A 24944-nucleotide genomic window follows, 5' to 3' on the forward strand; every position below is an offset into this window, starting at 1 on the left:
GGGAACGGTCGGGCAGGCTCAGGCAGGCAGGCGGATCACGCTCGCGTCCTTGCGGATCAGCAGCGACGACGCGAGCATCTGCTTGCACTGGTGCGCAAGCACCTTCAGGTCATGCGTGAGCTCGGCGCCGACCGCGTCGGATTTTTCCGCCGACACGACCATCGCGTCGAGATCGCGCGTGATCTGTTTCGACGCTTCGAGCTGATGGGCAGGCGGCGGCTCGCCGGCTTCGGCCTTCTCGAGATTGTCGAGCACGGCAGCAAGGCCGCGCTGCAGCGCGTCGTCGTGGACGAGGCTGCCGTCGGCCGAGCACGCGTTGCGGATCAGCGGCGCGGCGGCCGTGATCTGCGCGCCGAGCACGTGCGTCTGCACGAGCAGGTCGTTCAGCTCGGGCACGAAACGCTGGTGCGCCTTCGGCTCGATCATCATCCGCTGGAACGCCTGCCCGAGGTTCGCGAACGCGATGTGCACATCCTTGCGCGCGAGGCGGTAGCGGTAGTCGTCGTCGAGGCTCGCGGCCGGCGTCTCGACCGCCGCGGCGATGACCGGCACCACGGCCGCGCCGTCGGCGGCGGGCACGGGCGGCGACGACGCACCGCGCCCGACGCGCCACACGGCCTCGAAATACTTGCGGGTCGCCGTGAGCATGTCGGCGACCTGCTTGCCCATCAGCCGGTATTCCCAGTACGGGAACAGCCGGCTCGCCGCGATCGCGATCATGCAGCCGACCACGGTGTCGATCGCGCGCTCGCCGATGATCCGCATGCTGCCCGGCGCGAGCAGGTGGAACATCAGCAGCACGTACGACGACGTGAATACGACGCTCGCCGCGTAATTGAACAGCAGCAGGCTGTAGCTCATCACCATCGACCCGAACATGATCGCGATCAGCAGGTGCGGCTCCTTCACCGTGTAGATCAGCGCGATGCTCGCCGCGCAGCCGATCAGCGTGCCGACGATACGCTGTGCGTTGCGCTGCTTGGTCAGCGAATAGCCGGGCTTCAGGATGATGATGGTCGTCATCACGATCCAGTACGCGTTCGTGAGCGGCAGCAGCCGGCCGAGCCAGAAGCCGACCGCCACCGCGATCGTCACGCGCAGCGCGTGGCGCAAGCTCGGCGAGCTCATGTTCAGGTTCGAGAAGATCAGCAGCGGCGACATCCGGCGGCGCTGCAGGAAGCGCGTGAGCGCCTTGTCGATCTTCAGTTCGGTTTGCTGCGGATCGGCGTGGCCCGACAGGTTGCGGCGCATCCGTTCGATCAGGCGCGTCGCGCTCCAGATGCGCCGGAACGTCGCGAGCACGGCCGCATACGCTTCCGCGTTGGTGGCCGCGAAGTTCTTCTTGCGCATCAGCTCGATCTCGTACTCGATCGCGCGCAGTTCGGCCTTCACGCTGATCCGCGAATGCGGCGCGCGGTTCTCGAGCACCGCGAGGCCGATCTCCTCGAGATCGGCGGCCGCCTTGCGGATCAGGTCGCGGTAGAAAATGATCAGATCCGAGCCGCCGAACGTATTGCGCACGAGCGGGTAGTCGGTATGCGCGCCGACGAACAGCTCGTGCAGGTCGACGCTGTTGATGAACAGGTTGTACATCGTCGTGCGGCCGGGATCGAGCTTGCCGCGCCGCAGCTTCGGCAGGTTGCGCAGCACGATGTCGCGCGCGGTTTCCTGCGTTTCGACCGCGGTGATCTGCCGCGCGACGAGATTGCGGTAGCACTCGTCGAGATCGGCATCGAGATCGTAGAACTGCGCGCGCGCGAGCAGGTAGTCCGCGCATGCGAACAGGCTTTCGGCCAGCGCCTGCTGCTCGATCCGGCGCGCCTGCCAGCGCGACACGAGCGTGGCCCAGTACGTATACCAGAGGCCGCCCGCGAGAATCCAGCCGGCGTTGACGAGCGCCTGCAGCGGCGTGAATTGCTCCTCGAGCGTCATCACCATCATGAACAGCGTCGCGAAGCTGATCTGCGGCCAGCGGTTGCCGTAGACGACGATCAGCGACAGCACGAACGTGAGCGGCACGATCGTGAGCCACAGCGCGAAGATGTTCGGTGTCGCGAGGCCGGTGGCGAGCGCGGCCAGGAAGCCGATCACGCTGCACGCGAGCATTTCGTTGTGCTTGTACTTCAGCGGGCCCGGCATGTCGACGACGCACGCGCCGAGCGCGCCCGTCGAGATCGTGAAGCCGAGCTCGCGGTTGTGAAACACGATCAGGCACAGCACGGCCGGCAGTGAAACGCCGACCGCGATCCGCAGGCCGCCGAAAAAGTACTGGCTGTAGAGAAACTTTCTGATTTCGACCGAATAGCGCATCGATGGGCTGAATGGCAGACGAAGAGGCCCGGGGGCGGCGTATTTGACTGGCGACGAGTCTATCGTATTTCGCGGTCCGTAAAACCTGGCTTTCCGGCCGAGGCTCGCGGCGGCGGCCCATTTGCTATCCTTGGGGACCCTGTTCGCCCGGCCCGGCCGGCGCGAGGTTCCGACGCCCGCCTCATGCTCCATCTTTTCTATTCGAATCGTCACGAAACGCTGGCCGATGCGCTGCTCGAGGATCTGGCCGCGTTCCCGGCCCGCAACGGCCCGTGGGCGCCGCAGCAGGTCATCGTGCCGAGCGCGGCGCTGCGCCGCCGTCTCGAGCTCGACATCGCCGCGCGCAACGGCGTGTGCGCGAACGTCGAGTTCACGTATCTCGCGCAATGGCTGTGGGCGCAGATCGGCCGCGTGCTGACGGTGCCCGCGCGTTCGCCGTTCGCGCCCGACCGCCTCGTGTGGCGCTGCTACCGGCTGTTCGCGCAGGCGGCCGACGGCGCGCCGTGGCTCGCGTCGCCGCGGCTCGCCGCGTATCTGTCCGCTTCCGACGACGCGATGCGCTACGAGCTCGCGCATCGCGTCGCGGCCGTGCTCGATCATTACCTGACCTATCGCCCCGAATGGCTGGCCGCGTGGCAGGCCGGCGAGTCGGTGCTCGCGGGCGACGGCGCGCCGCGCGGGATCGGCGACGCCGCACGCGACGACGAGCGCTGGCAGGCCGCGCTGTGGCGCGCGCTGCTCGCGGAACTGAGCGACAGCGGCACGCCGCCCGCGCACCGCTTCCTCGTCGAAGCGCGCCATCTCGATGCCGACGCGGTCGCGCGCGCCGACTGGCCGGAATCGGTCAGCGTGTTCGCACTGCCGACGATGCCGCCGCTGCACGTCGCGCTGCTGCGCGAGCTGTCGCGCTGGATCGACGTGCGCGTCTACGCGCTGAACCCGTGCCGCGAATTCTGGTTCGACATCGTAACCGCCGCGCATGCCGAGGCGCTCGATGCGGCCGGCCGGCTCGACTACCAGGAAGTCGGCCATCCGCTGCTCGCCGAGTGGGGCCGGCAGACGCAGGCGCAACTGCACATGCTGCATGAGCTGACCGAAAGCGCCGCGGTGGGCGATGCGTCGCGTTTCGTCGAGAATCCCGCGCCGACGTGGCTCGCGCGCGTGCAGAACGCGATCCTCGAACTGCAGCCGGAGGCCGAAGCCGGCGATGCGCCGGCCGAACGCGGGATCGAAGTGCACGTGTGCCACAGCCTCGCGCGCCAGCTCGAGGTGCTGCACGACCGGCTGCTCGCGTGGTTCGATGCCGACGCGAGCCTGCAGCCGTCCGACGTGCTCGTCGCGGTGGCCGACCTCGCGGCGGCCGGGCCGCTGATCGATGCGGTATTCGGCACGGCCGGCGCCGGCGGCGCGCGCGTGCCTTACCGGATCACCGGCCTGCCGCCGTCGCAGGCGAACCCGGTCGCGCGCGTGCTGCTCGACTGGCTCGCGCTGCCGGAGCGGCAGGTCGGCGCGCCGGAGCTGGTCGAATGGCTGCGCGTCGATGCGGTGGCTGCGCGCTACGGCATCGATGCGGCCGCGCTCGAGACGGTGCAGACCTGGCTCGCGGCCGCCGGCGCGCGGCGCGGGCTGTCGCCGCGTGCGAGCGACGACGCGGCCGTGCCTGCGCCGCGCCATACGTTCTCCGATGCACTCGCGCGGCTCTTTCTCGGCTATGCGATGCCCGAAGGCGCGGCGCCGGTCGGCGCGTGGCTGCCGATCGAGGCGGCCACGGGCAGCGAGGCCGAACTGCTCGGCCGGCTCGCGCGTTTCACCGACGATCTCGACGGCTTCGCGAGGCGGCTCGCCGAGTCGCACACGCCGCGCGGCTGGAGCGAGCTGTTCGCCGACACGCTCGCGCGCTTCTTCGATTCTGGCGCCGCGTATGCGGATGCGCTCGCGGGCGTGCGCGACGCGCTCGACGCGATGCTGGCCGCGATGACGGAGGGCGCGCCCGACGAAGCGCTGCCGGCGGCCGTCGTCCGCGCGGGGCTTGCCGCGGCGCTCGACGATCCGGCGCGCGGCGGGGTGCCGTGGGGCGGCGTCACGTTCTCGTCGCTGACGAGCCTGCGCGGCCTGCCATACCGCGTCGTCTGCCTGCTCGGGATGGACGACGGCGTGCTGCCGAGCCTCTCGCGTGCGGACGAATTCGACCTGATGGCCGTGTTGCCGAAGCTCGGCGACCGACAGCGCCGCGACGACGAGCGCAACCTGTTTCTCGACCTGCTGCTCGCCGCACGCGATCGGCTGCTGATCGCGTATACGGGCCGCAGCATTCGCGACAACGCGCCGTTGCCGCCCGCGGCACTCGTCGACGAACTGCTCGACCATCTCGCGCTCGTCACGGCCGGGCCCGACGCGGCGCCGGACGCGGTCGATGCCGCGCGGCGCGCGTTCATCGTCGAGCATCCGCTGCAACCGTTCGCGGCCGCGTATTTCCAGCCCGGCAGCGGGCTCGTTTCCTATGACGCCGAGCGCGCGACGCTCGCATCGCTGCTGGCCGCCGACGCGTCACGCGACGGCTCGCACGAACCGCCGTTCTTCGCGCAGCCGCTGCCGGCCGAACCGGTCGAGCCCGTCGCGTTCAGCGAATTCGAGCGCTTCTGGCGGCATCCCGCGCGGGCGCTGCTGCGCGCACGTCTCGGCATCGTGCTCGCCGATGCGCAGGCCGAACTGCTCGACACGGAGCCGTTCGCGCTCGACTTCGCCGGCAGCGATGCGCTCGCCGAGCGCGTGCTGCCGCTCCTGATCGAATCGGATGATGGGGCCGCGCACGATCATGCGCTGCGCATTGCGGACGCGAGCCCCGAGTTGCCGGGCGGCGCGACGGGCGCCGTGTGGCGCGACCAGGCGCTCGGCTCGATGACTCGGCTTGCGTCGAACGTGCGCCGTGCGCTGGCCGACGGCATCGAGCGGCGGCCGTTTTCGCTCGTCATCGTGCCCGCGTGGCCCGATACGGAGCAGGCGCTGTTCGGCGCCGACGACGCGATGCTGTCTGGCGACGCGGTCAGCGCACCGCTCGAACTGCACGGCACGCTGAACCGGCTGACGCCGGCCGGGCAGATCATCTACCGCTATGCACGGTCGAGCGCGCGCGACTACCTGTCCGCGTGGCTCGCGCATCTCGTCTACTGTGCGGTCGAACCGGGCGGCCCGCGCCGCACGCTGTGGTTCGGCAGCGGCGGTGCGTTCGAGCTGACGCCCGTCGCGGCGCCGCTCGAACGGCTCGCGCCGCTTGCCGCGCTGTTTCGCGCAGGGCGGCGCATGCCGCTGCGGTTTTTCCCGCGCAGTGCGTGGGCGAGGGTGTCCGATGGCGAAGCCAAGGCCGCGAGCGTCTGGATCAACGAGCGCGTCGTGAGCGAAGCCGACGATCCGGCCATCGCGATCGCATGGCGCGGCGCGCACGCGTCGCTCGACGAGCCGTTCGGCACGCTCGCGCGGCTCGTGTTCGAGCCGCTCGTCGAACATCTGAAGGAGGTCGCATGAGCGCCGTGTCGCAGCCGCAGCCGGCGCTCGAACTCGACGTGTTCGCGTGCGCGCTCGACGGCGTCAACCAGATCGAGGCGTCGGCCGGCACCGGCAAGACCTGGAACATCTGCGCGCTATACGTGCGCCTGCTGCTCGAAAAGGATCTCGGCGCGGACGAAATCCTCGTCGTGACCTTCACGAAGGCGGCGACGGCCGAGCTGCACGAGCGGATTCGCGGCCGGCTCGCGCAGCTCGCGCACGCGCTCGATACGGGCGACGACGGCGGGGATCCGTTCATCGTGCGCCTGCTCGAAACCACGCTCGGCGAAGACGGCGCGCTCGATCCCGAGACAGCCGCGAAGCGGATCCGGCGCGCGCTGCGCGCGTTCGACCAGGCCGCGATCCATACGATCCATGCGTTCTGCCAGCGCGCGCTGCAGGAAGCGCCGTTCGCGGCTGCGATGCCGTTCGCATTCGACATGGAGGCCGACGATGCGTCGCTGCGCTTCGAGCTCGCAGCGGACTTCTGGCGCACGCGCGTCGAACCGGCGGCCGCGCGCTGGCCGGGCTTCGCGACCTGGCTCGTCGAATCGGGCGCCGGCCCGGCCGCGCTCGATGCGCAGCTCGCGCGCCGGCTGAAGAAGCCGCTCGCCGCGCTGCGCTGGGACGGCGTGACCGAGCCGGACGAATCGGCCGAGGCCGCCGCAGCCGAATGCTTCGCCGAGGCGGCGCGGATGTGGGCGGCCGAACGCGACGCGATCGATGCGTTGCTGCGCACCGCGCAGCCCGTGCTCAACCAGCGCTCGCACAAGCCCGACGCGGTTGCCGATGCGCTCGACGCATGGGCCGCGCATTTCGCGCAGGGCGACGCGACGGCCGCGCTGCCGAAGGCCGCACTGAAGCTCACGCGCACCGCGCTCGTGAAAGCGACGAAAAAAGGCGGCGCGACGCCCGAACACGCGTTCTTCGACGTGGCCGACGCGCTCGAAGCGGCCGTGGCGGCAGCCGAGGCAACGCAGCGCGCGCGCTGGCTCGCGCTGATCGCCGAATGGCTCGACATGGCGCCCGGCGAGCTGGCCGAGCGCAAGCGTACGCGGCGCGTCGTGTCGTTCGACGATCTGCTCGCGAACCTGTACCACGCGCTGCATGCGCATCCGTGGCTCGCCGACACGCTGCGTGCGCGCTATCCGGCCGCGCTGATCGACGAGTTCCAGGATACCGACCCGCTGCAGTTCGCGATCTTCAACCGGATCTTCGCACCGGGCGGGCCGCTGTTCCTCGTCGGCGATCCGAAGCAGGCGATCTACAGCTTCCGCGCGGCCGATCTGCATACCTATCTTGCGGCGCGCGCGAGCGCGAGCGCGTGCTACACGCTCGCGGTCAACCAGCGCTCGACGCCCGCGATCGTCGATGCGTGCAACCGCTTCTTCATGGCGAATCCGCGCGCGTTCGTGCTCGACGGGCTCGACTATTACGCGGTGCGTGCCGGCACGCGTGTGCGTGCGCCGTTCGTCGACGAAACCGATCCGGGCCCGGCTGGCGATTTCCGGGTCTGGGCGTTGCCGGGCGGCGAAGGCACGCTGCTCAAGCGCGATGCGCAGGCGCAGGCCGCCCAGGCTTGCGCGGCCGAGATCGCGCGGCTGATGCGCGGTGCGCGCGAAGGGCACGTGCGGCTGGGCGACACGCCGCTGTCGCCGGGCAACATCGCGGTGCTCGTGCAGACGCACCGGCAGGGCAGCCTCGTGAAGCGCGTGCTCGCCGCGTGGGGCATCGGCAGCGTCGAACTGGCGCAGGCCTCGGTGTTCTCGACCGGCGACGCCGAGCAGCTCGAACGCGTGCTGGCGGCGATCGATGCGCCGGGCGACCTGCGGCGTCTGCGTTCGGCGCTCGCGGCCGACTGGTTCGGCCTCGATGCCGGTGCGCTGTGGCGGATGGAACAGGGCGACGGCGATGCGTCGCACGAAGCGTCCGCGGCCGACAGTGCCGACGCGATGAGCTGGGTCGAACGTTTCTCTCGATATCGGCTGCTATGGCGCGAGCGCGGTTTCGCGGTGATGTGGCGCACGTTCGCGCGCGAGCTGCGGATTGCCGAGCGGCTGATGGCCGGCGCGGACGGCGAACGCCGCGTGACCGACATCAACCACCTGGCCGAACTGACGCAGGCACGCGCGTCCGCGCAGCCGGGCATCGCACCGACGCTGCGCTGGCTCGCCGCGCAACGGCTCGACGGCGGCGGCGAGGAAGCGCAGTTGCGTCTCGAATCCGATCGCAACCTCGTGCAGATCGTGACCGTGCACAAGTCGAAGGGCCTTGAATACGCGATCGTGTTCTGTCCGTTCCTGAACGACGGCGGGCTGCGCGAGCCGCCTTCGTCCGCGCTGCCCGATGCGCGCGAGTATCACGACGACGCGGGCGACGCGGTGCTGCATTACGGCTGCGACGACGAAGCGGCCGCGCACGCGGCGCGGCAGGCGATGCGCGAGCAGGCCGCGGAACGCGCGCGGCTCGTCTACGTGGCGCTCACGCGTGCGGTCTATCGCTGCTATGTCGTCGCCGGGCCGTACCAGTCGTCGCGCTCGACGCGCGAAGCGCGGCGCAGCGTGCTCAACTGGCTCGTCGCGGGTGCCGGCCAGTCGTTCGACGCGTGGCTCGACGAGCCGCCCGACGAAACGGCGCTCGATGCCGCGTGGCTTGCGCTCGCGGGCGGCCCCGTGAGCGTCGCGCCGCTGCCGGTGCCCGCGCGCCGCGAGCGTCTCGCGGCCGGGCACGACGCGTCGCAGACGCTCGCGGCGCGCCATGCGACGCGCGTGCTGCGCGATGCGTGGCGGATGGCGAGCTTCAGTTCGCTGACCGCGTCGATGGCGCGCGAGGAGGCCGGCGTCGCGGCCGTGCCCGACGACGAGCTGCGGCCCGATCATGATGCACTTGCCGCGGTGGCGCCGGACGGCGAGTTCATCTTGGCCGATCCGGTTGCGCCCGAACCGCCGGACGACGACATCCTCGTGTTCCCGCGCGGCGCGGCGGCGGGCGAGTGCTTGCACCGTCTGTTCGAGCTCAGCCGTTTCACGGAGCCCGAGTCGTGGCACCAGGCCGCGCTCGGCGCGCTGCACGACCGGCCGGTCGAGGCCGAGCCCGAGCTCGCGACGCGCCTGCCGGCGATGATGGCGCGGCTCGTCGACGATGTCGTGCGCACCGAGCTCGTGCCGGGCATGCGGCTCGCCGATCTCGATCCCGCGAAGCGGCTCGACGAAATGGGCTTCCTGTTTCCGGCACCGTCGCTCGACCTGACGGCGCTGCGCCGGCTGCTGGTCGCGCACGGCTACCCGGACGTTGCACTGGAGGCGGGCATGCTCGCCGGATTCATCAAGGGTTTCATCGACATGATCGTCGAACACGACGGCCGCTTCTGGATCGTCGACTGGAAGTCGAACCATCTCGGCACGACGCCGGACGCCTATGGCCCGCGCGCGCTCGACGTTGCGATGGCCGATCACGCTTATCACCTGCAGGCGCTGCTCTACACGGTCGCGCTGCATCGCTACCTGCGCGGGCGGCTGCCCGATTACGACTACGACACGCATATCGCGGGCTACCTGTATCTGTTCGTGCGCGGCGTGCGGCCCGGCTGGCGCAGCGGCGGCGAGCCGGCCGGCGTGCATGCGCGGCGGCCCGAACGCGCGCTCGTCGACGCACTCGACCGGATGATGGAAGGGGGGCGCGCATGAATGCATCCGACGACACGCTCGAATTCACCGGCGGCCTCGTCGCGCGGCTGCCCGAGCCCGCCGATTTCGGCATCGCGCTCGCGGAAGGCTTCGCGCGCCGTATCGGCGACCTCGCGCGGCGCGCCGGCGCGCCGGCCGCGGCCGCGCGCTGGGCGGCGCGCGCCGCGTTCGCGACGAGCCGCGCGACCGCGGGCGGCCACGTATGCGTCGCGCTTGGCGCGCTCGCGCAGCGCTACGAAGAGCCGCTCGACGACATCCGCGCGGCGCTCGCCGCGAGCGGCGTGGTCGCGTTCGGCACGCTCGCGCGTGGCGACGAACGGCCGCTGATCGTCGATCGGCACGACCACCTGTACCTGTCGCGCTATTTCGATTACGAACGGCGGCTGGCCGATGCGCTCGTTGCGCAGGCCGGCGTCGCGGTGCCGGACGACGGGCTGTCGCCCGAGCGGTTGCGCGACAACCTCGCGCGTTACTTCGGGCCCGCGACCTGCGAAGTCGACTGGCAGCGCGTCGCGGCGATCGTCGCGTTGACGGGCCGCGTGACGATCGTCAGCGGCGGCCCCGGCACCGGCAAGACGACGACCGTCGTCGGCGTGCTGGCCTGTCTGCTCGATGCGCATCCGGGGCTGCGCATCGCGCTGGCCGCACCGACCGGCAAGGCCGCGCAGCGGATGCAGGAAGCGCTGCATGCACGGGCCGGGGACCTGCCGCCCGAGCTCGCGGCGCGCCTGCCCGACACGTCGTACACGCTGCATCGCCTGCTGGGCGGCGGCGGGGCGGCCGGCTTCCGGCACCATCGCGACAATCCGCTGCCGTACGACCTGATCGTCGTCGACGAGGCGTCGATGATCGACGTCGCGCTTGCCGCGCACCTGCTCGACGCGCTCGCGCCGGGTGCGCGGCTCGTGCTGCTCGGCGACAAGGATCAACTGGCCGCGGTCGAGGCGGGCGCCGTGTTCGCGGAGCTGAGCGCGCGGCCGGCGTTTACCGCCGCAGCGCGCACGCGCATCGCGCAGGCGCTCGGTATCGACGAGGCGGCGTTCGTCGCGGCATTGCCGGTGCCGGACGAAGCGGCGGCGACTGTGCCTGCTGCGAATCCGGTTTCCACTGCGGCCCAGGCCCAGGCTTCCGCTTCGGTATCCGCCGCTGCTTCACGAAAACGCGCGTCGCGTCCGCGCGCCGATGCGCGACAGGCGTCGCTGTTCGACGACGAACCGCAGGACGACGCGGTTGCCGCGGCCGACGTCGCGCCATCTCCGTCCGCCGGTCCGGCATTGACCGATGCCGGCGATATCGGCGATGCGGGCAACGCCCCCGCATGGATCGAGGTCGACGAACTCGCGTGGCTCGACGCCGTCGAGCTGCCGCCGTTCGATGCAGGCGACGCGGCGCTTGCGTCGATCACGTCGACATCGCCCGGCGAAACCGCTGCATCGCCCGCCACGTCCGCACCGGCGCCGCTCGCCGACTGCGTCGTGTGGCTCGAACGCAATTACCGCTTCGGTCTCGATTCGCCGATCGGGCGGCTGTCGCTCGCGATCCGCCGCGGCGACGTGCAGGCCGCGCTCGATGCGCTGCCCGCGGACGACGCGGCTGCCGCGTCGTTCCACGACGATGCGGGCGAGTCGCTCGCGTCGTCGACGGTCGAGCGGCTCGCGCGGCGGTTCGGCGCCTACCTCGATGCATTGCGCGACGCGCTGGCCGTGCCGGTGCCCGATCCGCTGCCGCTGTTCGACGCGCTCAACCGGTTCCGGATCCTGTGCGCGACCCGCAGCGGCTTGCGCGGCGCGGAGCATGTCAACGCGCTCGTGGCCGCGCACGTGCGGCATGCGGCGCGCGTGCCGCTCGCGGTCGGTGCGCACTGGTTCACCGGGCGGCCGATCATGGTGACGCGCAACGACTATGCGCTCGGGCTGTTCAACGGCGACATCGGCATCGCGCTGCCCGATGCGCACGGCGTGCTGCGCGTGTGGTTCAGGCGCGCGGACGGCACCGCGCGCGCGGTGTCGCCGGCCGCGCTGCCGCCGCACGAAACCGCGTTCGCGCTGACGGTCCACAAATCGCAGGGCTCGGAATTCGACGAGGCCGCGCTCGTGCTGCCGGCGTCGTTCGGCCGCGTGCTCACGCGCGAACTCGTCTACACGGCCGTGACACGGGCACGCACGCGCGTGCAGGTGATCGGGCCGCGGCGCGTGCTGGCGCAGGCGGTCGCGACGCGTACGCAGCGCGACTCGGGCCTCGCGGCCCGCGTCGACGAGGCGCTCGCACGGCGCCGCATGGAGGCTTCGCGATGATGATCCGCTATACGCTCGATCCGTCCGAAGTCGAGTGGACGGCCGTGCGCGCACAGGGCGCGGGCGGGCAGAACGTGAACAAGGTGTCGAGCGCGATCCACCTGCGCTTCGACATCCGCGCTTCGTCGCTGCCGTCCGTCATCAAGGAGCGGCTCCTCGCGCTGTCCGACCAGCGCATCACGCGCGACGGCATCGTCGTGATCAAGTCGCAGGAATACCGCACGCAGGAGAAGAACCGCGAAGCCGCGCTCGCGCGGCTCGATACGCTGATCGCCGGCGTCGCGTTCACGCCGCGCGCACGGGTCGCGACGCGGCCGACGCGCGCGTCGAAGGAGCGGAGGCTCGAGCACAAGTCGCGCCGCAGCGCGGTGAAGTCGGGCAGAGGGAAGGTGGTCGACTGACGCATGGATGGCCGGAGGGCCGCACGCTCGATGGGCATCGCGGGCGAACGCCAGCCGCCGCGCCGGCCGGCTAGCGCATCACGGTTCCCGCGCTGTCGAGCACGAAGTCGACGCAGAACACGACGAGCCGGCTCTGCGCGCGGATCGCGACGGCGGCCGTGTAGCAGTCGCGGCCTTCCGTCAGCGAGAAGTGCGGGCCCATCAGCGCGACGCGTCCGGGCGCGGCGATCGCGCGCTGGAAGTACGGGCGGCGCGACCAGTTGCTGTGGGTTTCCGGGAACAGCGGCGACAGGCGCGTCGCGCTCGCCTGGCCGTCGTCGGGGGGCGCGCCGATCGACGGCAGGAACTGCTCGCCGATCTCGTCGGTGACGAACACGCGGCGCGCGGCCGGCACCGCGAACACGCGTTGCGCGGCATCCTGCAGGTTGCCGCTCGCGGAAAACGCGGCTGCGCCCGTGAGCACGAGCCGCTCGATCGCGTCGAAGCCCGGCTGCTCGGCGATGGCCGGCGTGTGCCGGCGCGCGATGAAGCGCTTCCACGCGGCGTCGAGCATCGCGGGCGCGGCCGCGCTCGCGTGCGCGATCGATGTGTCGGGCTGGCCGAACTGGAAGCCCTGCACGAAATCGATGTCGGCTTCCATCAGCGCCTGCAGCGCGTCGTCGCTTTCGACGCCCTCGGCAAGCACCATCGCGCCGGCCTGGTGCAGCATCGACACGAGGTGATGCATGATGCGGCGGTCGTCGGCCGACCCGGTCGAGCGCTCGACGAGCGAGCGATCGAGCTTGACGATGTCGGGCCGCGCGCGCCACACGCGGTCGAAATTCGAGAATCCCGTGCCGAAATCGTCGATCGCGATCAGGAAGTCGCGATGCTGGATCATGTCGATCGTGCGGGCGAGCGCGGCTTCGTCGCGCGACGGCTGTTCGACGACTTCCAGCACGATGCGGTTCGGCGGCAACCCGAAATGCCGGCACAGCGCCTCGACGAACTCGCGCTGCACGAGGCCCGAGTCGAGCACGCGCGGCGTCACGTTCAGGAACAGCCAGCCGTCGCCGATGCCCTGCGCGACGAAATTGGCCGTGTGCAGGCAGCGCGCGAGCCGGTCGAGCAGCAGCGCATCGGCGTCGGCGCGCGTCTTGTCGAAGAGGGCGGTGGGCGAGACCAGCGCGCCGTTCGCGTCGACGACGCGCAGCAGCGCCTCGTAGCCGACCACGCGCTTGTGCGTGATCGACAGCACGGGCTGGAATACGCTGCGCAGCGTCGTGGTGCGATAGGTGGCGAGCCAGCCGCCGGGCGTCAGCGTGAGGCGTTCGAGCAGGGAATCGAGCGACAGGTCGTGGGCGGGCTTCATGTCAACGGTGCCCGGGGGCGAGCGGCGGGGCGGCAGTGCGCTGCCACACTGAAGCAGTCGCATGCGCAGGCGGACGCGAAAGAACGTGGGGCATCGTGACCGCCTTCTGCGGATGAGTGTTCCGAGTGTAACGGGAATGCGGCGCCGCGCGTATCAGGGAAACTCCACACGCACGCGGTACGCGGCCGCGGCCATGGCGGCGCGCAGCGATGACCGGCGCCGCCCGAGTGCGCGCAGTGCATCACCGCCACGAAGCGAAGGGGGCCGCGCAAGCACATGACGATCCGGTGGCATGATGCGATGGCATGACCCGTGCGTCGCGGCCGCATGGCGTGCGTGGCGGCGCGGGAAAACCCGCGGCGGGCAGCCCCGCGCGCCCTGATTCTCAGGTCGCTTCGCCGCTACGCGGCCCCAGACCGGGAATCCGCTTGATCACGCCGGTCGCGAGCGCGGTGCCGACGAGCACGATCGCGCAGCCTTCGATCATCACGGCCGACACGTGTTCGTCGAGGAACAGCGCGCCCCACAGCAGGCCGAACACCGGGATCACGAACGTCACGGTAATCGCGCGGGCGGGGCCGACATGCGCGATCAGGTAGAAGAAGATGAAATACGCGATGCCCGTGCATGCGATGCCGAGGCCGAGCACGGCGCCCCATGCGTGCGCGCCGACCGACGCGGCCGGCCAGGTGGCGATCGCGAACGGCAGCAGCAGGACGGTCGAGCCGATCATGCTGCCGGTCGCGTTGACGAGCGGGTCGACGCCGCTGAGCTTGCGCTTCGTGTAATTGGCCGCGATGCCGTACAGCAGCGTCGCGCCGAGCGCCGCGGCGGCGGCAAGCGCCGTTGTGCCGGCGCCCGTGTCGCCGTGCGCATTCGCGATCTGGTTCCATACGAGCGTGATCACGCCGGCAAAACCGATCACGAGGCCGAGCGCGCGCGGCAGCGACAGTTTGTCCTTCAGCCACAGGTAGGCCACGAGCGCGCCCCACAGCGGCGTCGTCGCGTTGATCACCGACGTCAGGCCGGCCGACAGCGTCAGTTCGGCGAACGCGAACAGGCAGAACGGTATGCCCGAGTTCAGCGCGCCGACGACGAACAATGGCCATGCATGACGGCGCAGCCGCGCGCCGAGATCGGCGGGTTTGAAGCGCGTCAGCGCAAAGCCGGTGAGAAACAGCGCACCGATGCCCACGCGCAGTGCCATCAGCGGCGCGACGCCGAAATCGATCACGCCGATCCGGATGAACAGGAACGACGCGCCCCACAGGGCAGCGAGCACGGTCAGCAGAATGGCGTTCTTGGGTGACATCGAGCGTGAGGGCGAGGGACGGGATGCGGTGAATCTTACACTGCGTTACCACGCCGTCGTTTCACGATTCGATGAAATGGCAAGAAACGGGAAATGCCGCCGGAAGCAGCCGCGGGACTGCCGGCTGCCGGCGGCGTTGCCCGATCAGTGATGGCGCCAGCCGCCGCGTCCGCCGAAGCCGAAATTGAGCGACACCGCCGGTCCCCAATAGCCGCCCCACGCCGGCGCATACGCAGGCGCCGGATAGTAGTAGGCGGGGCCCGGATCGACGTACACGGGCGCCGGCTGCACCGGTGCCGCCGTGTAATAGCCGCCAGGATAATAGCCGTATGGGTAGTAGCAGCCGGCGAGCGTCGTGCAGGCGAGCGCCGCGGCGACGAGGGTCCTGTTCATGATGTTTCTCCGGCGAAGCCGGCAATCGGCAGATGCTTAAGCTTAGGCCGCGCGCCGATGACACGGTGTGCAAAACGGTAACGGATCATTTCCGGCCCGCTGCTGCCCGTGTTGCGGCGCCGCATGCGAAAACGGCGCTTCCGCACCGCGGAAACGCCGTTTGATTGAAATGTTGCGCCGCGTCTGGCAGACCGCGTCCAGCCGTTTTACTTGCCGATCTGGTTGCCGATGATGCCGCCAGCCGCCGCGCCGCCCAGCGTCGACAGCGCGTTGCCGCCGATCGCCGCGCCGGCGACGCCGCCGACACCCGCACCGATTGCCGTGTCGCGCTGGCGTCTCGTCATCGAATCGCAGGCCGACAGGCTTGTCACCGTCGCGACGAGGAGCGCACATACCCCAATACGCCGAATCGATTTCATGATCGTTGTCCTGTGGTTGTGAACGGAAGGCGCGCGACCGGCGGGCGGCCACGCATGTTTCCAATCTACGCGCCGTCCCGCGCCGCTGCTGTAAGGACTTGTTAAGCCTCGCGCGGTTTCGTAATCATTTGTTTCCCCGTGCGCCGGCAGGCATGCGACATGCGCAGGCCACGCGACATGCGTAAAAAAGCCCGCTCGAAAGCGGGCTTCGTGCATCGCGATGCATGTCAGGTGCGGATCGCCGCGTTCGCTCGTTCGCTTATTGACGGTGATAGATCTCGGCGCCGGTCTTGACGAACTCGACCGCCTTCACTTCCATCCCCTTCTTCAGCGCTTCGGTTTCCGACACGCCCTGCTGCGCCGCAAATTCGCGCACGTCCTGCGTGATCTTCATCGAGCAGAAGTGCGGGCCGCACATCGAGCAGAAGTGCGCGACCTTCGCCGAATCCTTCGGCAGCGTTTCGTCGTGGAATTCGCGCGCCTTGTCCGGATCGAGACCGATGTTGAACTGGTCTTCCCAGCGGAACTCGAAGCGCGCCTTCGACAGCGCGTTGTCGCGCACCTGCGCGCCCGGGTGGCCCTTCGCGAGGTCGGCGGCGTGCGCGGCGAGCTTGTACGTGATGATGCCTTCCTTCACGTCGTCCTTGTTCGGCAGGCCGAGGTGCTCCTTCGGCGTCACGTAGCACAGCATCGCGGTGCCGAACCAGCCGATCATCGCGGCGCCGATGCCCGACGTGATGTGGTCGTAGCCCGGTGCGATGTCGGTGGTGAGCGGCCCGAGCGTGTAGAACGGCGCTTCCTTGCACCAGTCGAGCTGGAGATCCATGTTCTCCTTGATCAGCTGCATCGGCACGTGGCCGGGGCCTTCGATCATCACCTGCACGTCGTGCTTCCATGCGATCTGCGTGAGTTCGCCGAGCGTCTTCAGTTCGCCGAGCTGCGCTTCGTCGTTCGCGTCGTAGATCGAGCCGGGACGCAGGCCGTCGCCGAGCGAGAAGCTCACGTCGTACGCCTTCATGATCTCGCAGATCTCTTCGAAGTGTTCGTACAGGAAGCTTTCCTTGTGATGCGCGAGGCACCACTTCGCCATGATCGAGCCGCCGCGCGACACGATGCCGGTCATCCGGTTCGCGGTGAGCGGCACGTACTGCAGGCGCACGCCCGCGTGGATCGTGAAGTAGTCGACGCCTTGCTCGGCCTGTTCGATCAGCGTGTCGCGGAAGATTTCCCAGGTCAGGTCCTCGGCCTTGCCGTTGACCTTTTCGAGCGCCTGGTAGATCGGCACCGTGCCGATCGGCACCGGGCTGTTGCGGATGATCCACTCGCGCGTTTCATGGATGTGCTTGCCGGTCGACAGGTCCATCACCGTGTCGCCGCCCCAGCGGATCGCCCACGTCATCTTGTCGACTTCCTCGCCGATCGACGACGTGACGGCCGAGTTGCCGATGTTCGCGTTGATCTTCACGAGGAAGTTGCGGCCGATGATCATCGGCTCCGATTCCGGGTGGTTGATGTTCGCGGGGATGATCGCGCGGCCGCGCGCGATTTCGTCGCGCACGAACTCGGGCGTGATCTCGGCCAGCGCATTCGCGCCGAACGCGGCAGCGCCGAACGCCTGGCCCGGATGCTGGCGGCCCATCATCGCGGCGAGCTTCGCGCCGTTCGGGCCGCTCGACTTCAGGCTCTCGATGTATTCGGCGCGACGCTGGTTCTCGCGGATCGCGATGTATTCCATTTCCGGCGTGATGATGCCCTGACGCGCGTAGTGCATCTGCGTGACGTTCCTGCCGGCCTGCGCGCGGCGCGGGTTGCGGTGCAGGCCCGGGAAACGCAGGTCGGCGGTGGCCGGATCGGCCGCGCGCTCGAGGCCGTATCGGCTCGACAGGCCGGGGAGCACTTCGGTGTCGCCGCGCGCTTCGATCCAGCGCTGGCGCAGCGCGGGCAGGCCCGCGCGGATGTCGATCTTGGCTTCCGGATCGGTGTAGGGGCCCGACGTGTCGTACACGTAGATCGGCGGATTCTTTTCGCCGCCGAAGCCGGTCGGTGTGTCGGCCTGCGTGATTTCGCGCATCGGCACGCGGATGTCGGGCTGCGAGCCGGTCACATAGACTTTCCGCGAATTCGGCAGCGGCGCGACGGCAGCAGCATCGACGTGGGCGTCGGCGGACAGAAACTTCGGATTGGCGTTCATGCAATCTCCTGTGTGAGCGCCGGGCAGGCGCTGCGGCGCTTGCCCGGAGCCCTTGACGAATGTGGGGCTCGAGCTAAGCAGGAGACGAGGCTTGGTGAGGCGGCGGATTCGTCAGAAGGATGGCGGCGGAATCCGTACGCTTCCCTGCGCTGGCATTATCCAGATCAGGTTCAAAGGGTATTTCTCACCCGCAATGCCGGTTGTTTGACCGAACGCATTGCAGGACCCCCGCGTTAGCAAGGGCACACGATACACCGGCTTTGCGGCGGTTTCAACCGGGCGTACAGTGATTATCCCGGTGCAGTCGCGCTGTGGCGGGCTGCATGGCAGGCGGGTGCGCCGCAACACGCTCGGTTGTCCGTTCGGTCCGGCAGCTCGGTCGGCGGCGGATGAGCGGTGCAGCATGGCGGGCTGTCCGGCCGGCACAAAAAAATATTTTCAGATCGGCTGTCATTTCCCGTGACGTCGTCCGTCTATTCGGCTCCTCAAACCCATGTTTCGGAGAGATGTCATGAAAAAAGTACTGATCGCAGCCTGTGTCGCCGGTTTCGCCATGGTCGCAACGGGTGCGTATGCGCAGAACGACGCGATGTCGAAGGAGGGTTCGTCGATGTCGAAGGACGCGATGGGCCACGACGCGATGGCCAAGGACGGCGCGATGAAGAAGGACGCCATGAAGAAGCACGCGATGAAGAAGGACGCGATGTCGCACGACTCGATGAGCAAGCCGAAGTCGGACGACAAGATGGCCCCGTCGAACTGACGGAAACGGACGGAGCGCGGCCGACGCGCGTGTCGTTGCTGCGTGCCGGGACGGCACGCGGTGCCGGCCGACGCGCGGCACGCGCCACGCCGCACGTCAGCGCATGCGTTGCGTGGCCGGTCTTCGGCCCCGTCTCGCGCTCTGTCGCCTCATTCCGGGAGTTTTCATCATGCAAACCGTTCCCGCCACAGGGCGCGCGGCCGCCACGCCGCCCGCGCGCCCGATCCATCCGCTGTGGGTGCGCGCGAGCCACTGGCTCAACGCGCTCGCGGCCGTGCTGATGGCGCTGTCCGGCTGGCGCATCTACGACGCGTCGCCGATCTATCCGCCGTTCACGTTTCCTCACGGCATCACGATCGGCGGCTGGCTCGGCGGCGCGCTGCAATGGCATTTCGCGGCGATGTGGCTGCTCGTCGGCAACGGGCTGTTCTACCTCGCGATGTCGCTTGCGACCGGACGCCTGGTGCGCAAGATGCTGCCCGTCACGCCGGCGTCCGTGTGGCGCGACGTACGCGCCGCGCTCGGCGGGCGGCTGTCGCACGCCGACCTGAGCGTCTACAACGCGGTACAGCGCGCGGCGTACCTGACCGCGATCGTCGATCTCGTCGTGCTGGTGCTGTCGGGGCTCGCGATCTGGAAGTCCGTGCAGTTTCCGCTGCTGCGCGAGTTGTTCGGCGGTTACGACAACGCGCGCGTCGTGCATTTCTGGGCGATGTCGCTGCTCGTCGCATTTTTTGTCGTACACGTCGCAATGGCGCTGCTGGTGCCGCGCTCGCTGCTCGCGATGCTGCGCGGCCGCTGACCCGCGAGCCGCGGGCGAAGGAAATCATCATGTCGGAATCCGAAAACAGGCGCGGCCAGCCGCGCTGGACCCTCGACCGGAAGTCGCTCGAACTCGACGTGCGCCGCGAGCTCGAGATGCCGTCGCGGCGGCTTTTCAACCGGCGCGTGCTGACGCTCGGCGGGCTGACGATGCTGACCGGCTGCACACTGCAGGACGATGCGTCGGTCAACACGTTCCTCGAGAAAGTGTCGCGCATGAACGATCGCGTGCAGGCCTGGCTGTTCAGCGGCGACCGGCTCGCACCGACCTACACCGAAGCCGACATCACGCGGCCGTTCCCGTTCAATGCGTACTACGGGATCGACGACGTGCCGCACGTCGATGCGTCGACGTATCGGCTCGTGCTGTCCGGCCGCGTGACGGGCAAGCGCGTGTGGACGCTCGACGAGCTGTATGCGCTGCCGCACGCGGAGCAGATCACGCGGCATATCTGCGTGGAAGGGTGGAGTGCGATCGGCCGCTGGGGCGGCACGCCGTTCGGCGCGTTCCTCGCGCGCGCCGGCGCCGACACGCGCGCGAAATACGTCGGCTTCAAGTGCGCGGACGACTACTACGAGAGCATCGACATGCCGACCGCGCTGCATCCGCAGACGCTGCTCGCGTTCGACTACGACGGCCGCCGGCTGCCGCCGGAATTCGGTTTTCCGATGAAGCTGCGGATGCCGACCAAGCTCGGCTACAAGAACCCGAAGCACATCATGGAAATCTTCGTGACCGATACGTTTCCGGGCGGCTACTGGGTCGATCAGGGATACAACTGGTTCGGCGGATCGTGAGCGGCGCATCGCTCGGAAGCGCATGCGCGTGCCGCGACGCATCGCGCGTCATGCGGATGCGCGCACCTGGAGATCGACGCGCAGGCCGACTGCCGCGGCCATGTTCACGAGCGCGTCGAGCCCGAACAGGTTGATCTTGCCGCGCAGCAGATCGGAGACGCGCGGCTGCGTGACGCCCAGCCGTTGCGCAGCCTGGGCCTGATTGAGTTCGAGCTGTGCGATGCGCTGCTTGAGCGCGATCATCAGTTCGGAGCGCAGCTTCATGTTCTCGGCCTCGGCCGGCTGGCCCTCGATTGCGTCCCAGACGTTCGTGTAACGTTCATTGGTCATCGTTTCAACTCCATCATCAGCGTGCGATAACGCCGGGCGGCCAGGTCGATATCGGTTTTGTTCGTGCGTGCCGATTGCTTCCGGAAGCAGTGAAGCACGTAGACGGCATCGGCGAAGGTCGCGACATAGACGATCCGGAACGCGCCGCTCGCATCGCGCAGGCGAATTTCCCGCACGCCGACGCCGATGGTGCGCATCGGCTTCCAGTCGTCGGGCGCCAGGCCGCGCTGCACCTGGTCGATCTGGTGGCCGGCGTCACGCCGCGCGGGCAGCGGAAAGTCGCGAAGATCGTCGAGCGCGCTGCCGACGAACACGACCGGCTTCGGCGGAAGAATGGTCGAATTATACAAAATTTTGTATCGATGGTGCGGGTTTCGAACGGAGGCTGCGGACGGCGCGAGGAGGGTATGCCGACCGTCACGATAAGCGTGAATCGAAGGCCAGCACGCATGATTGGCTGTTCGGCCGATGTCTGGTTCGACCGTTACGGATTGCTATGAATTGCGTGTGGTACCGGCACCGACGCCGGCAATGTGCGCGCATCGCGCATCCGGCCCCGGATTTCAACCGCCCACCTGCCGGCCGAGAATTGTCGCGCCGAAACGTCAGTCCTTATCCTTTCAGACAGGTCTGACGATGCTTTCGAATCCTTGATGCCATAATCCCGAGCGTGCGCAGCCGAAACGGTTGCGCGCGTTTTTTTTGCCCCTTTGCCGCCGCTTGCCGGTTCTCTTTCGTCGCCGTTCGCACTGCCATGTCGTTCCGCATGTTTGCTCTGCCTTCCCGGTCCCGCCAGGACCGTTTGCCGGCATTGCCGGCGTCTTTCAGCGGAGCACGCAACGCGACGTGCGGGCGGGCTGCACGATGACCCCGCTCGATCGCCTCCTCGATTTCTTCTCCCGCCTTTCGTTCCGGATCCGCCTGCCGCAAAGCCGCGGCGGCCGCGTCGCGCTGGCGCTCGTGTTCATCTATTTCGTCTGGGGTTCGACCTACACCGGCCTGCATTTCGCGCTGCAGTCGTTCCCGCCGCTGCTGCTGTCGGGGTTGCGCAACCTGCTCGGCGGGATCGGCCTGTTCATCTTCGCGCTGCGGCGCAAGCCCGAATGGCCGACGCTGCTGGAGATCCGCAACTCGGCGATCGTCGGCACGATGCTCGTCGCGCTGTCGTCGGGCACGATCGCGCTCGGGATGCGCACGGTCAGCAGCGGCTCGGCCGCGGTGATGGTGGCCACGGTGCCGCTGTTCGCGACCGTGATCGCGGCGGTAGCCGGGCGGCCGGTGACGAAGGGCGAGTGGGCGGCCGTCGCGCTTGGGATGGTCGGCATCGTCGTGCTGAATTCGGGCGGCGCGGCAGCCGCGAACTCGGCGCTCGGCACGATCTGCGTGCTGGCCGGCGCGCTGTTCTGGGCGGGCGGCGCGCATCTCGCGACGCGGCTCAAGCTGCCGTCCGACCTGTTTTTGTCCACGTCGCTGCAGATCGGCCTCGGCGGGCTGATGTCGACGCTCGTCGCCTGGCTGCTCGGCGAACGCGTCGAGCAGCTGGCCGTCGGGCCCGTGTTCGCGTTTCTGTACCTGATGGTGTTCTGCACGATGGCCGCGTATGTCGCGTACGGCTATCTGATCCGCCACACGAGCCCGATCATCGCGAGCAGCTGCATGTACGTGAACCCGATCGTCGCGGTCGCGCTCGGTGCGCTGCTGCTTGGCGAACCGGTGACGATGGCGACCGTGGTCGCGACCGTCGCGATCCTCGGCAGCGTCGGGCTGTCGTTCGTGTTCGATCCGGCGCGCCGGCCCGCGGCACGCGCGGCGGCTGCCGGTTCGCCGGTCGCGGCGGCCGCGTCGACGGCAGACGTTGCGTCCGCACCCGATCAGATCGCGCTGCCGGAAGCGGCGCCCATCCTGGCGCCTTCCGCCGTCCCGCTGGCGGTACCGACGCCGGCTGCCGTGATGGATCCGGCGGTGGTCATGGATCCGGCGCAGGCGTTCGCACCGCCGCCCGCGAGCGAACCGGCGGCACCGCGCGCCGACGCGTGATGTCGGCGCCGCCGGTCGCGCTCAGCCGCGCCGGCCGCCGCGATGGTGGGACCAGCCCGCGAGCGCGGTGAACAGCAGCCCGGCTGCACACATGCCGGTCCAGCCGAACGCGTGCCATGCGGCGACGCCGGCCGACGAGCCGAGCGCGCCGCCGATGAAATAGCACACCATGAACACCGTGTTGACGCGGCTGCGCGCCTCGGGCTTCAGCGCATAGATGCGCGACTGGTTCGAGATCTGCGCGGCCTGCACGCCGACGTCCAGCACGATCACGCCGATCACGAGCCCGACGAGGCTCGAGCCCGACAGCGCGAAGATCACGAACGACAGCGCGAGCAGCGCGATCGCGAGCGAGATGATCGTGCGCGGGCCGCGCGTGTCCGCGAAGCGGCCCGCGTAGGGCGCCGCAAGCGCGCCTGCCGCGCCGACGATCCCGAACAGGCCGGCCGCCTGCGGGCCGAGATGGAACGGCGCGCCGGCGAGCAAGAGCGTGAGCACGGGCCAGAACGCGCTGAACGCCGCGAACAGCGCGGCGCCCGTCAGCGACGCCTCGCGCAGCCCGCGCAGTTCGACCGCCAGATGCCACATCGAGCCGAGCAGCTTGCCGTACGGCAGCGTCGACGTCGGCGAGCTGCGCGGCAGCCGCAGCACGATCACGGCGGCCAGCGCGATGAGCGCCGCAACCGACGCGCCGAACACCGCGCGCCAGCCGAAATACTCGGCGACGAAGCCGGCGGCTGTGCGCGCGAGCAGGATGCCGAGCAGCAGGCCGCTCATCACGGTGCCGACCGCGTGCCCGCGTTCGGCGGGCGGCGCGATTTCGGCCGCGAACGGCACGGCCTGTTGCGCGATGGTCGCGAGCACGCCGATCGCGAGGCTCGCGACGGCGAGCACGGCCAGCGACGGCGCGGCGGCCGCCACGATCAGCGCGACCGACAGGCCGGCGATCTGCATCAGGATCAGCCGGCGGCGATCGAAACGGTCGCCGAGCGGCGCGAGCAGGAACATCCCGGCCGCATAGCCGAGCTGGGTCGCGGTCGGCACCGCGCCGATCCACGACGCGCCGTCGGGAAAGGCCGAGCGGAAGCTGTCGAGCAGCGGCTGGTTGTAGTAGATGTTCGCGACGGACACGCCCGCGATCGTCGCGAGCAGCAACAGCAGGCTGCGCGAGTAGTGGGGCGAGGCGGCGTCGGTCGGACGGTCGGTGGAGGCGGTGGACATGGCTGCGCGGGCGAAGTTGGGCGGCGCGGCGCGCGGCGCACGCGTCGGGTGCGCAGGCGGGCCGGGCGCCAGCCGAGGCTGCCGATCATACCGGAGCACCGTGAATCCTGCCGGGCGCGGCGAACCGGCGAACCGGCGAACCGGCACAACCGGCACAACCGGCACAACCGGCACAACCGGCACAACCGGCACAACCGGCACAACCGGACGCCCGTTATCGCACGTCCTTCACGCGGTCAGTCGACCAGTTCCCCCGTCGGCTCATAGAACGGATAAGGCCCGGCGCCTTCGTCCACATACACGTGGTGCGACGTCATCCCCGTATCCGGCGCATAACGATGCACCGCGAACGCCGGCGGTTCGAGCCGGAACGCGGATGGCGCATCGGCCCGCAGGTCGAACGCGACCTGGTGCGCGGGCGCCGGCACGGCCGACGCGAGCGTGCCGCCGAAACGCGTAAACATCGTGCGGTGCACGTGGCCGCACAGCACGCGTTCGACGTTCGGATAAGCACGCAGCAGCGCGTCGAGTTGCGCGGCGGCGGCGGGCGCGAGGCGCAGTGCGTCCATATGGCCGATCCCCGATACGAACGGCGGGTGATGCAGCGCGACGATCACCGGGCGATCGCGTGCGGCGTCGAGCTGCGCGGCGAGCCATGCGAGCCGTGCGTCGCACAGGTCGCCGTGGCTCGCACCCGGCACCTGCGAATCGAGCGCGAGCACGCGCACCGCGCCGACGTCGAGTGCGTACTGCACGAATTCGCCGTCCTGCAGTTCGGCGCGATCGGCGAACGCGCGGCGCAGCCCGGCGCGGTCGTCGTGATTGCCGATCATCAGGTAGTACGGAATCTCGAGCGGCGCGAGCAGGTCGCGCAGGTTGGCGTATTCGTCGTCGTGGCCGAAGTCGGTCAGGTCGCCGGTGACGAGCACGGCGTCGGGGCGCGGCACGAGCGCGTTCAGCTTCGCGATGCAGCGCGCGAGCGCGGCCGCCGTGTCGACGCGCCGGTACGCGAGCTGGCCCGGCCGCTTGATGTGGAGATCGCTGATTTGAGCTAGCAGCATCGTCGGTTCTCG

18 protein-coding genes and 1 riboswitch are annotated in these 24944 nt (G+C 69.4%); of the genes, 8 read left to right on the top strand and 10 right to left on the bottom strand.

All coding sequences use genetic code 11. The features are described from left to right. Positions 1-18 precede the first annotated feature (18 nt). Complete coding sequence (locus ACM6JT_RS00545) at positions 19-2310, bottom strand: FUSC family protein (RefSeq protein WP_034183171.1); 2292 nt, start codon at positions 2308-2310, stop codon at positions 19-21. 183 nt (positions 2311-2493) lie between these two features. Here ACM6JT_RS00545 and recC point away from each other — a divergent pair, with 183 nt between their 5' ends. Genes recC through arfB form a run of 4 tightly spaced genes read left to right on the top strand, consistent with a single transcriptional unit; the run spans position 2494 to position 12234 of the window. Next, positions 2494-5832 carry an exodeoxyribonuclease V subunit gamma gene (gene recC / locus ACM6JT_RS00550; protein ID WP_175750065.1) on the top strand — a complete coding sequence of 1113 codons (3339 nt, stop codon included), beginning with the start codon at positions 2494-2496 and terminating at the stop codon, positions 5830-5832. Further along, positions 5829-9539, top strand: a complete 3711-nt coding sequence (gene recB, locus ACM6JT_RS00555) for an exodeoxyribonuclease V subunit beta (protein ID WP_414855779.1) — start codon at positions 5829-5831, stop codon at positions 9537-9539. Before recC ends, recB begins: the two co-directional genes overlap by 4 nt. Beyond that, on the top strand, positions 9536-11833 hold the full coding sequence (locus tag ACM6JT_RS00560) for an AAA family ATPase (protein WP_414855780.1): 2298 nt from the start codon (positions 9536-9538) through the stop codon (positions 11831-11833). Before recB ends, ACM6JT_RS00560 begins: the two co-directional genes overlap by 4 nt. Then, the gene (gene arfB, locus ACM6JT_RS00565; RefSeq protein ID WP_414855781.1) at positions 11830-12234 is read left to right on the top strand and encodes an alternative ribosome rescue aminoacyl-tRNA hydrolase ArfB; all 405 of its coding nucleotides are present in this window, start codon (positions 11830-11832) and stop codon (positions 12232-12234) included. Before ACM6JT_RS00560 ends, arfB begins: the two co-directional genes overlap by 4 nt. Before the next feature lie 70 nt (positions 12235-12304). Here the strand turns inward: arfB and ACM6JT_RS00570 are convergent, their stop codons facing one another. The 5 genes from ACM6JT_RS00570 to thiC form a co-directional block, all read right to left on the bottom strand. After that, positions 12305-13585 (bottom strand): EAL domain-containing protein, encoded by a 1281-nt coding sequence (locus tag ACM6JT_RS00570; protein ID WP_034183176.1) that lies wholly within the window; start codon positions 13583-13585, stop codon positions 12305-12307. A 385-nt stretch (positions 13586-13970) separates the two neighbouring features. Next, a complete protein-coding gene (locus ACM6JT_RS00575; protein ID WP_034183177.1) occupies positions 13971-14897 on the bottom strand; it encodes a DMT family transporter in 927 nt (308 codons plus the stop codon). Between the two features lie 144 nt (positions 14898-15041). Next, positions 15042-15290 carry a hypothetical protein gene (locus ACM6JT_RS00580; protein ID WP_034183178.1) on the bottom strand — a complete coding sequence of 83 codons (249 nt, stop codon included), beginning with the start codon at positions 15288-15290 and terminating at the stop codon, positions 15042-15044. Between the two features lie 206 nt (positions 15291-15496). After that, on the bottom strand, positions 15497-15709 hold the full coding sequence (locus tag ACM6JT_RS00585) for a glycine zipper 2TM domain-containing protein (RefSeq protein WP_034183179.1): 213 nt from the start codon (positions 15707-15709) through the stop codon (positions 15497-15499). A 259-nt stretch (positions 15710-15968) separates the two neighbouring features. Further along, positions 15969-17900, bottom strand: a complete 1932-nt coding sequence (gene thiC / locus ACM6JT_RS00590) for a phosphomethylpyrimidine synthase ThiC (RefSeq protein WP_034183180.1) — start codon at positions 17898-17900, stop codon at positions 15969-15971. 123 nt (positions 17901-18023) lie between these two features. Continuing rightward, positions 18024-18140, bottom strand: a riboswitch (TPP riboswitch). A 271-nt stretch (positions 18141-18411) separates the two neighbouring features. Between thiC and ACM6JT_RS00595 the strand changes: the two genes are divergently transcribed. From ACM6JT_RS00595 to ACM6JT_RS00605, 3 genes are all read left to right on the top strand, one after another. Beyond that, the gene (locus ACM6JT_RS00595) at positions 18412-18663 is read left to right on the top strand and encodes a pentapeptide MXKDX repeat protein (protein ID WP_105390771.1); all 252 of its coding nucleotides are present in this window, start codon (positions 18412-18414) and stop codon (positions 18661-18663) included. Between the two features lie 169 nt (positions 18664-18832). After that, a complete protein-coding gene (locus tag ACM6JT_RS00600) occupies positions 18833-19465 on the top strand; it encodes a cytochrome b/b6 domain-containing protein (protein ID WP_034183182.1) in 633 nt (210 codons plus the stop codon). A 29-nt stretch (positions 19466-19494) separates the two neighbouring features. Further along, positions 19495-20283, top strand: coding sequence for a molybdopterin-dependent oxidoreductase (locus ACM6JT_RS00605; RefSeq protein WP_034183183.1), 789 nt, complete (start codon positions 19495-19497; stop codon positions 20281-20283). Positions 20284-20331: 48 nt separating this feature from the next. On the opposite strand, the gene ACM6JT_RS00610 is transcribed toward ACM6JT_RS00605, so the two are convergent. Together ACM6JT_RS00610 and ACM6JT_RS00615 are read right to left on the bottom strand one after the other, a co-directional pair. Continuing rightward, positions 20332-20613, bottom strand: a complete 282-nt coding sequence (locus ACM6JT_RS00610; RefSeq protein ID WP_034183184.1) for a helix-turn-helix domain-containing protein — start codon at positions 20611-20613, stop codon at positions 20332-20334. After that, positions 20610-20963, bottom strand: coding sequence for a type II toxin-antitoxin system RelE/ParE family toxin (locus ACM6JT_RS00615; RefSeq protein WP_414855782.1), 354 nt, complete (start codon positions 20961-20963; stop codon positions 20610-20612). Before ACM6JT_RS00615 ends, ACM6JT_RS00610 begins: the two co-directional genes overlap by 4 nt. A gap of 514 nt (positions 20964-21477) precedes the next feature. Here ACM6JT_RS00615 and ACM6JT_RS00620 point away from each other — a divergent pair. Further along, positions 21478-22650 (top strand): EamA family transporter, encoded by a 1173-nt coding sequence (locus tag ACM6JT_RS00620; protein WP_414855783.1) that lies wholly within the window; start codon positions 21478-21480, stop codon positions 22648-22650. Between the two features lie 21 nt (positions 22651-22671). Here ACM6JT_RS00620 and ACM6JT_RS00625 read toward each other — a convergent pair whose 3' ends face one another. Both ACM6JT_RS00625 and ACM6JT_RS00630 read right to left on the bottom strand, forming a co-directional pair. Beyond that, positions 22672-23871 carry an MFS transporter gene (locus ACM6JT_RS00625; RefSeq protein WP_034183186.1) on the bottom strand — a complete coding sequence of 400 codons (1200 nt, stop codon included), beginning with the start codon at positions 23869-23871 and terminating at the stop codon, positions 22672-22674. Positions 23872-24107: 236 nt separating this feature from the next. Next, positions 24108-24932 carry a phosphodiesterase gene (locus ACM6JT_RS00630; RefSeq protein WP_414855784.1) on the bottom strand — a complete coding sequence of 275 codons (825 nt, stop codon included), beginning with the start codon at positions 24930-24932 and terminating at the stop codon, positions 24108-24110. Positions 24933-24944: the final 12 nt, after the last annotated feature.

Origin of the sequence: Burkholderia sp. IT-111MI5 (assembly GCF_949752865.1) — a bacterium.
GTDB lineage: Bacteria > Pseudomonadota > Gammaproteobacteria > Burkholderiales > Burkholderiaceae > Burkholderia > Burkholderia pyrrocinia_C.

Bases quoted from the DNA above. Each gene is read 5' to 3' on its own strand.
- ACM6JT_RS00545 (WP_034183171.1), bottom strand. From the start codon at position 2,310: ATGCGCTATTCGGTCGAAATCAGAAAGTTTCTCTACAGCCAGTACTTT.
- recC (WP_175750065.1), top strand. From the start codon at position 2,494: ATGCTCCATCTTTTCTATTCGAATCGTCACGAAACGCTGGCCGATGCG.
- recB (WP_414855779.1), top strand. From the start codon at position 5,829: ATGAGCGCCGTGTCGCAGCCGCAGCCGGCGCTCGAACTCGACGTGTTC.
- ACM6JT_RS00560 (WP_414855780.1), top strand. From the start codon at position 9,536: ATGAATGCATCCGACGACACGCTCGAATTCACCGGCGGCCTCGTCGCG.
- arfB (WP_414855781.1), top strand. From the start codon at position 11,830: ATGATGATCCGCTATACGCTCGATCCGTCCGAAGTCGAGTGGACGGCC.
- ACM6JT_RS00570 (WP_034183176.1), bottom strand. From the start codon at position 13,585: ATGAAGCCCGCCCACGACCTGTCGCTCGATTCCCTGCTCGAACGCCTC.
- ACM6JT_RS00575 (WP_034183177.1), bottom strand. From the start codon at position 14,897: ATGTCACCCAAGAACGCCATTCTGCTGACCGTGCTCGCTGCCCTGTGG.
- ACM6JT_RS00580 (WP_034183178.1), bottom strand. From the start codon at position 15,290: ATGAACAGGACCCTCGTCGCCGCGGCGCTCGCCTGCACGACGCTCGCC.
- ACM6JT_RS00585 (WP_034183179.1), bottom strand. From the start codon at position 15,709: ATGAAATCGATTCGGCGTATTGGGGTATGTGCGCTCCTCGTCGCGACG.
- thiC (WP_034183180.1), bottom strand. From the start codon at position 17,900: ATGAACGCCAATCCGAAGTTTCTGTCCGCCGACGCCCACGTCGATGCT.
- ACM6JT_RS00595 (WP_105390771.1), top strand. From the start codon at position 18,412: ATGAAAAAAGTACTGATCGCAGCCTGTGTCGCCGGTTTCGCCATGGTC.
- ACM6JT_RS00600 (WP_034183182.1), top strand. From the start codon at position 18,833: ATGCAAACCGTTCCCGCCACAGGGCGCGCGGCCGCCACGCCGCCCGCG.
- ACM6JT_RS00605 (WP_034183183.1), top strand. From the start codon at position 19,495: ATGTCGGAATCCGAAAACAGGCGCGGCCAGCCGCGCTGGACCCTCGAC.
- ACM6JT_RS00610 (WP_034183184.1), bottom strand. From the start codon at position 20,613: ATGACCAATGAACGTTACACGAACGTCTGGGACGCAATCGAGGGCCAG.
- ACM6JT_RS00620 (WP_414855783.1), top strand. From the start codon at position 21,478: ATGACCCCGCTCGATCGCCTCCTCGATTTCTTCTCCCGCCTTTCGTTC.
- ACM6JT_RS00625 (WP_034183186.1), bottom strand. From the start codon at position 23,871: ATGTCCACCGCCTCCACCGACCGTCCGACCGACGCCGCCTCGCCCCAC.
- ACM6JT_RS00630 (WP_414855784.1), bottom strand. From the start codon at position 24,932: ATGCTGCTAGCTCAAATCAGCGATCTCCACATCAAGCGGCCGGGCCAG.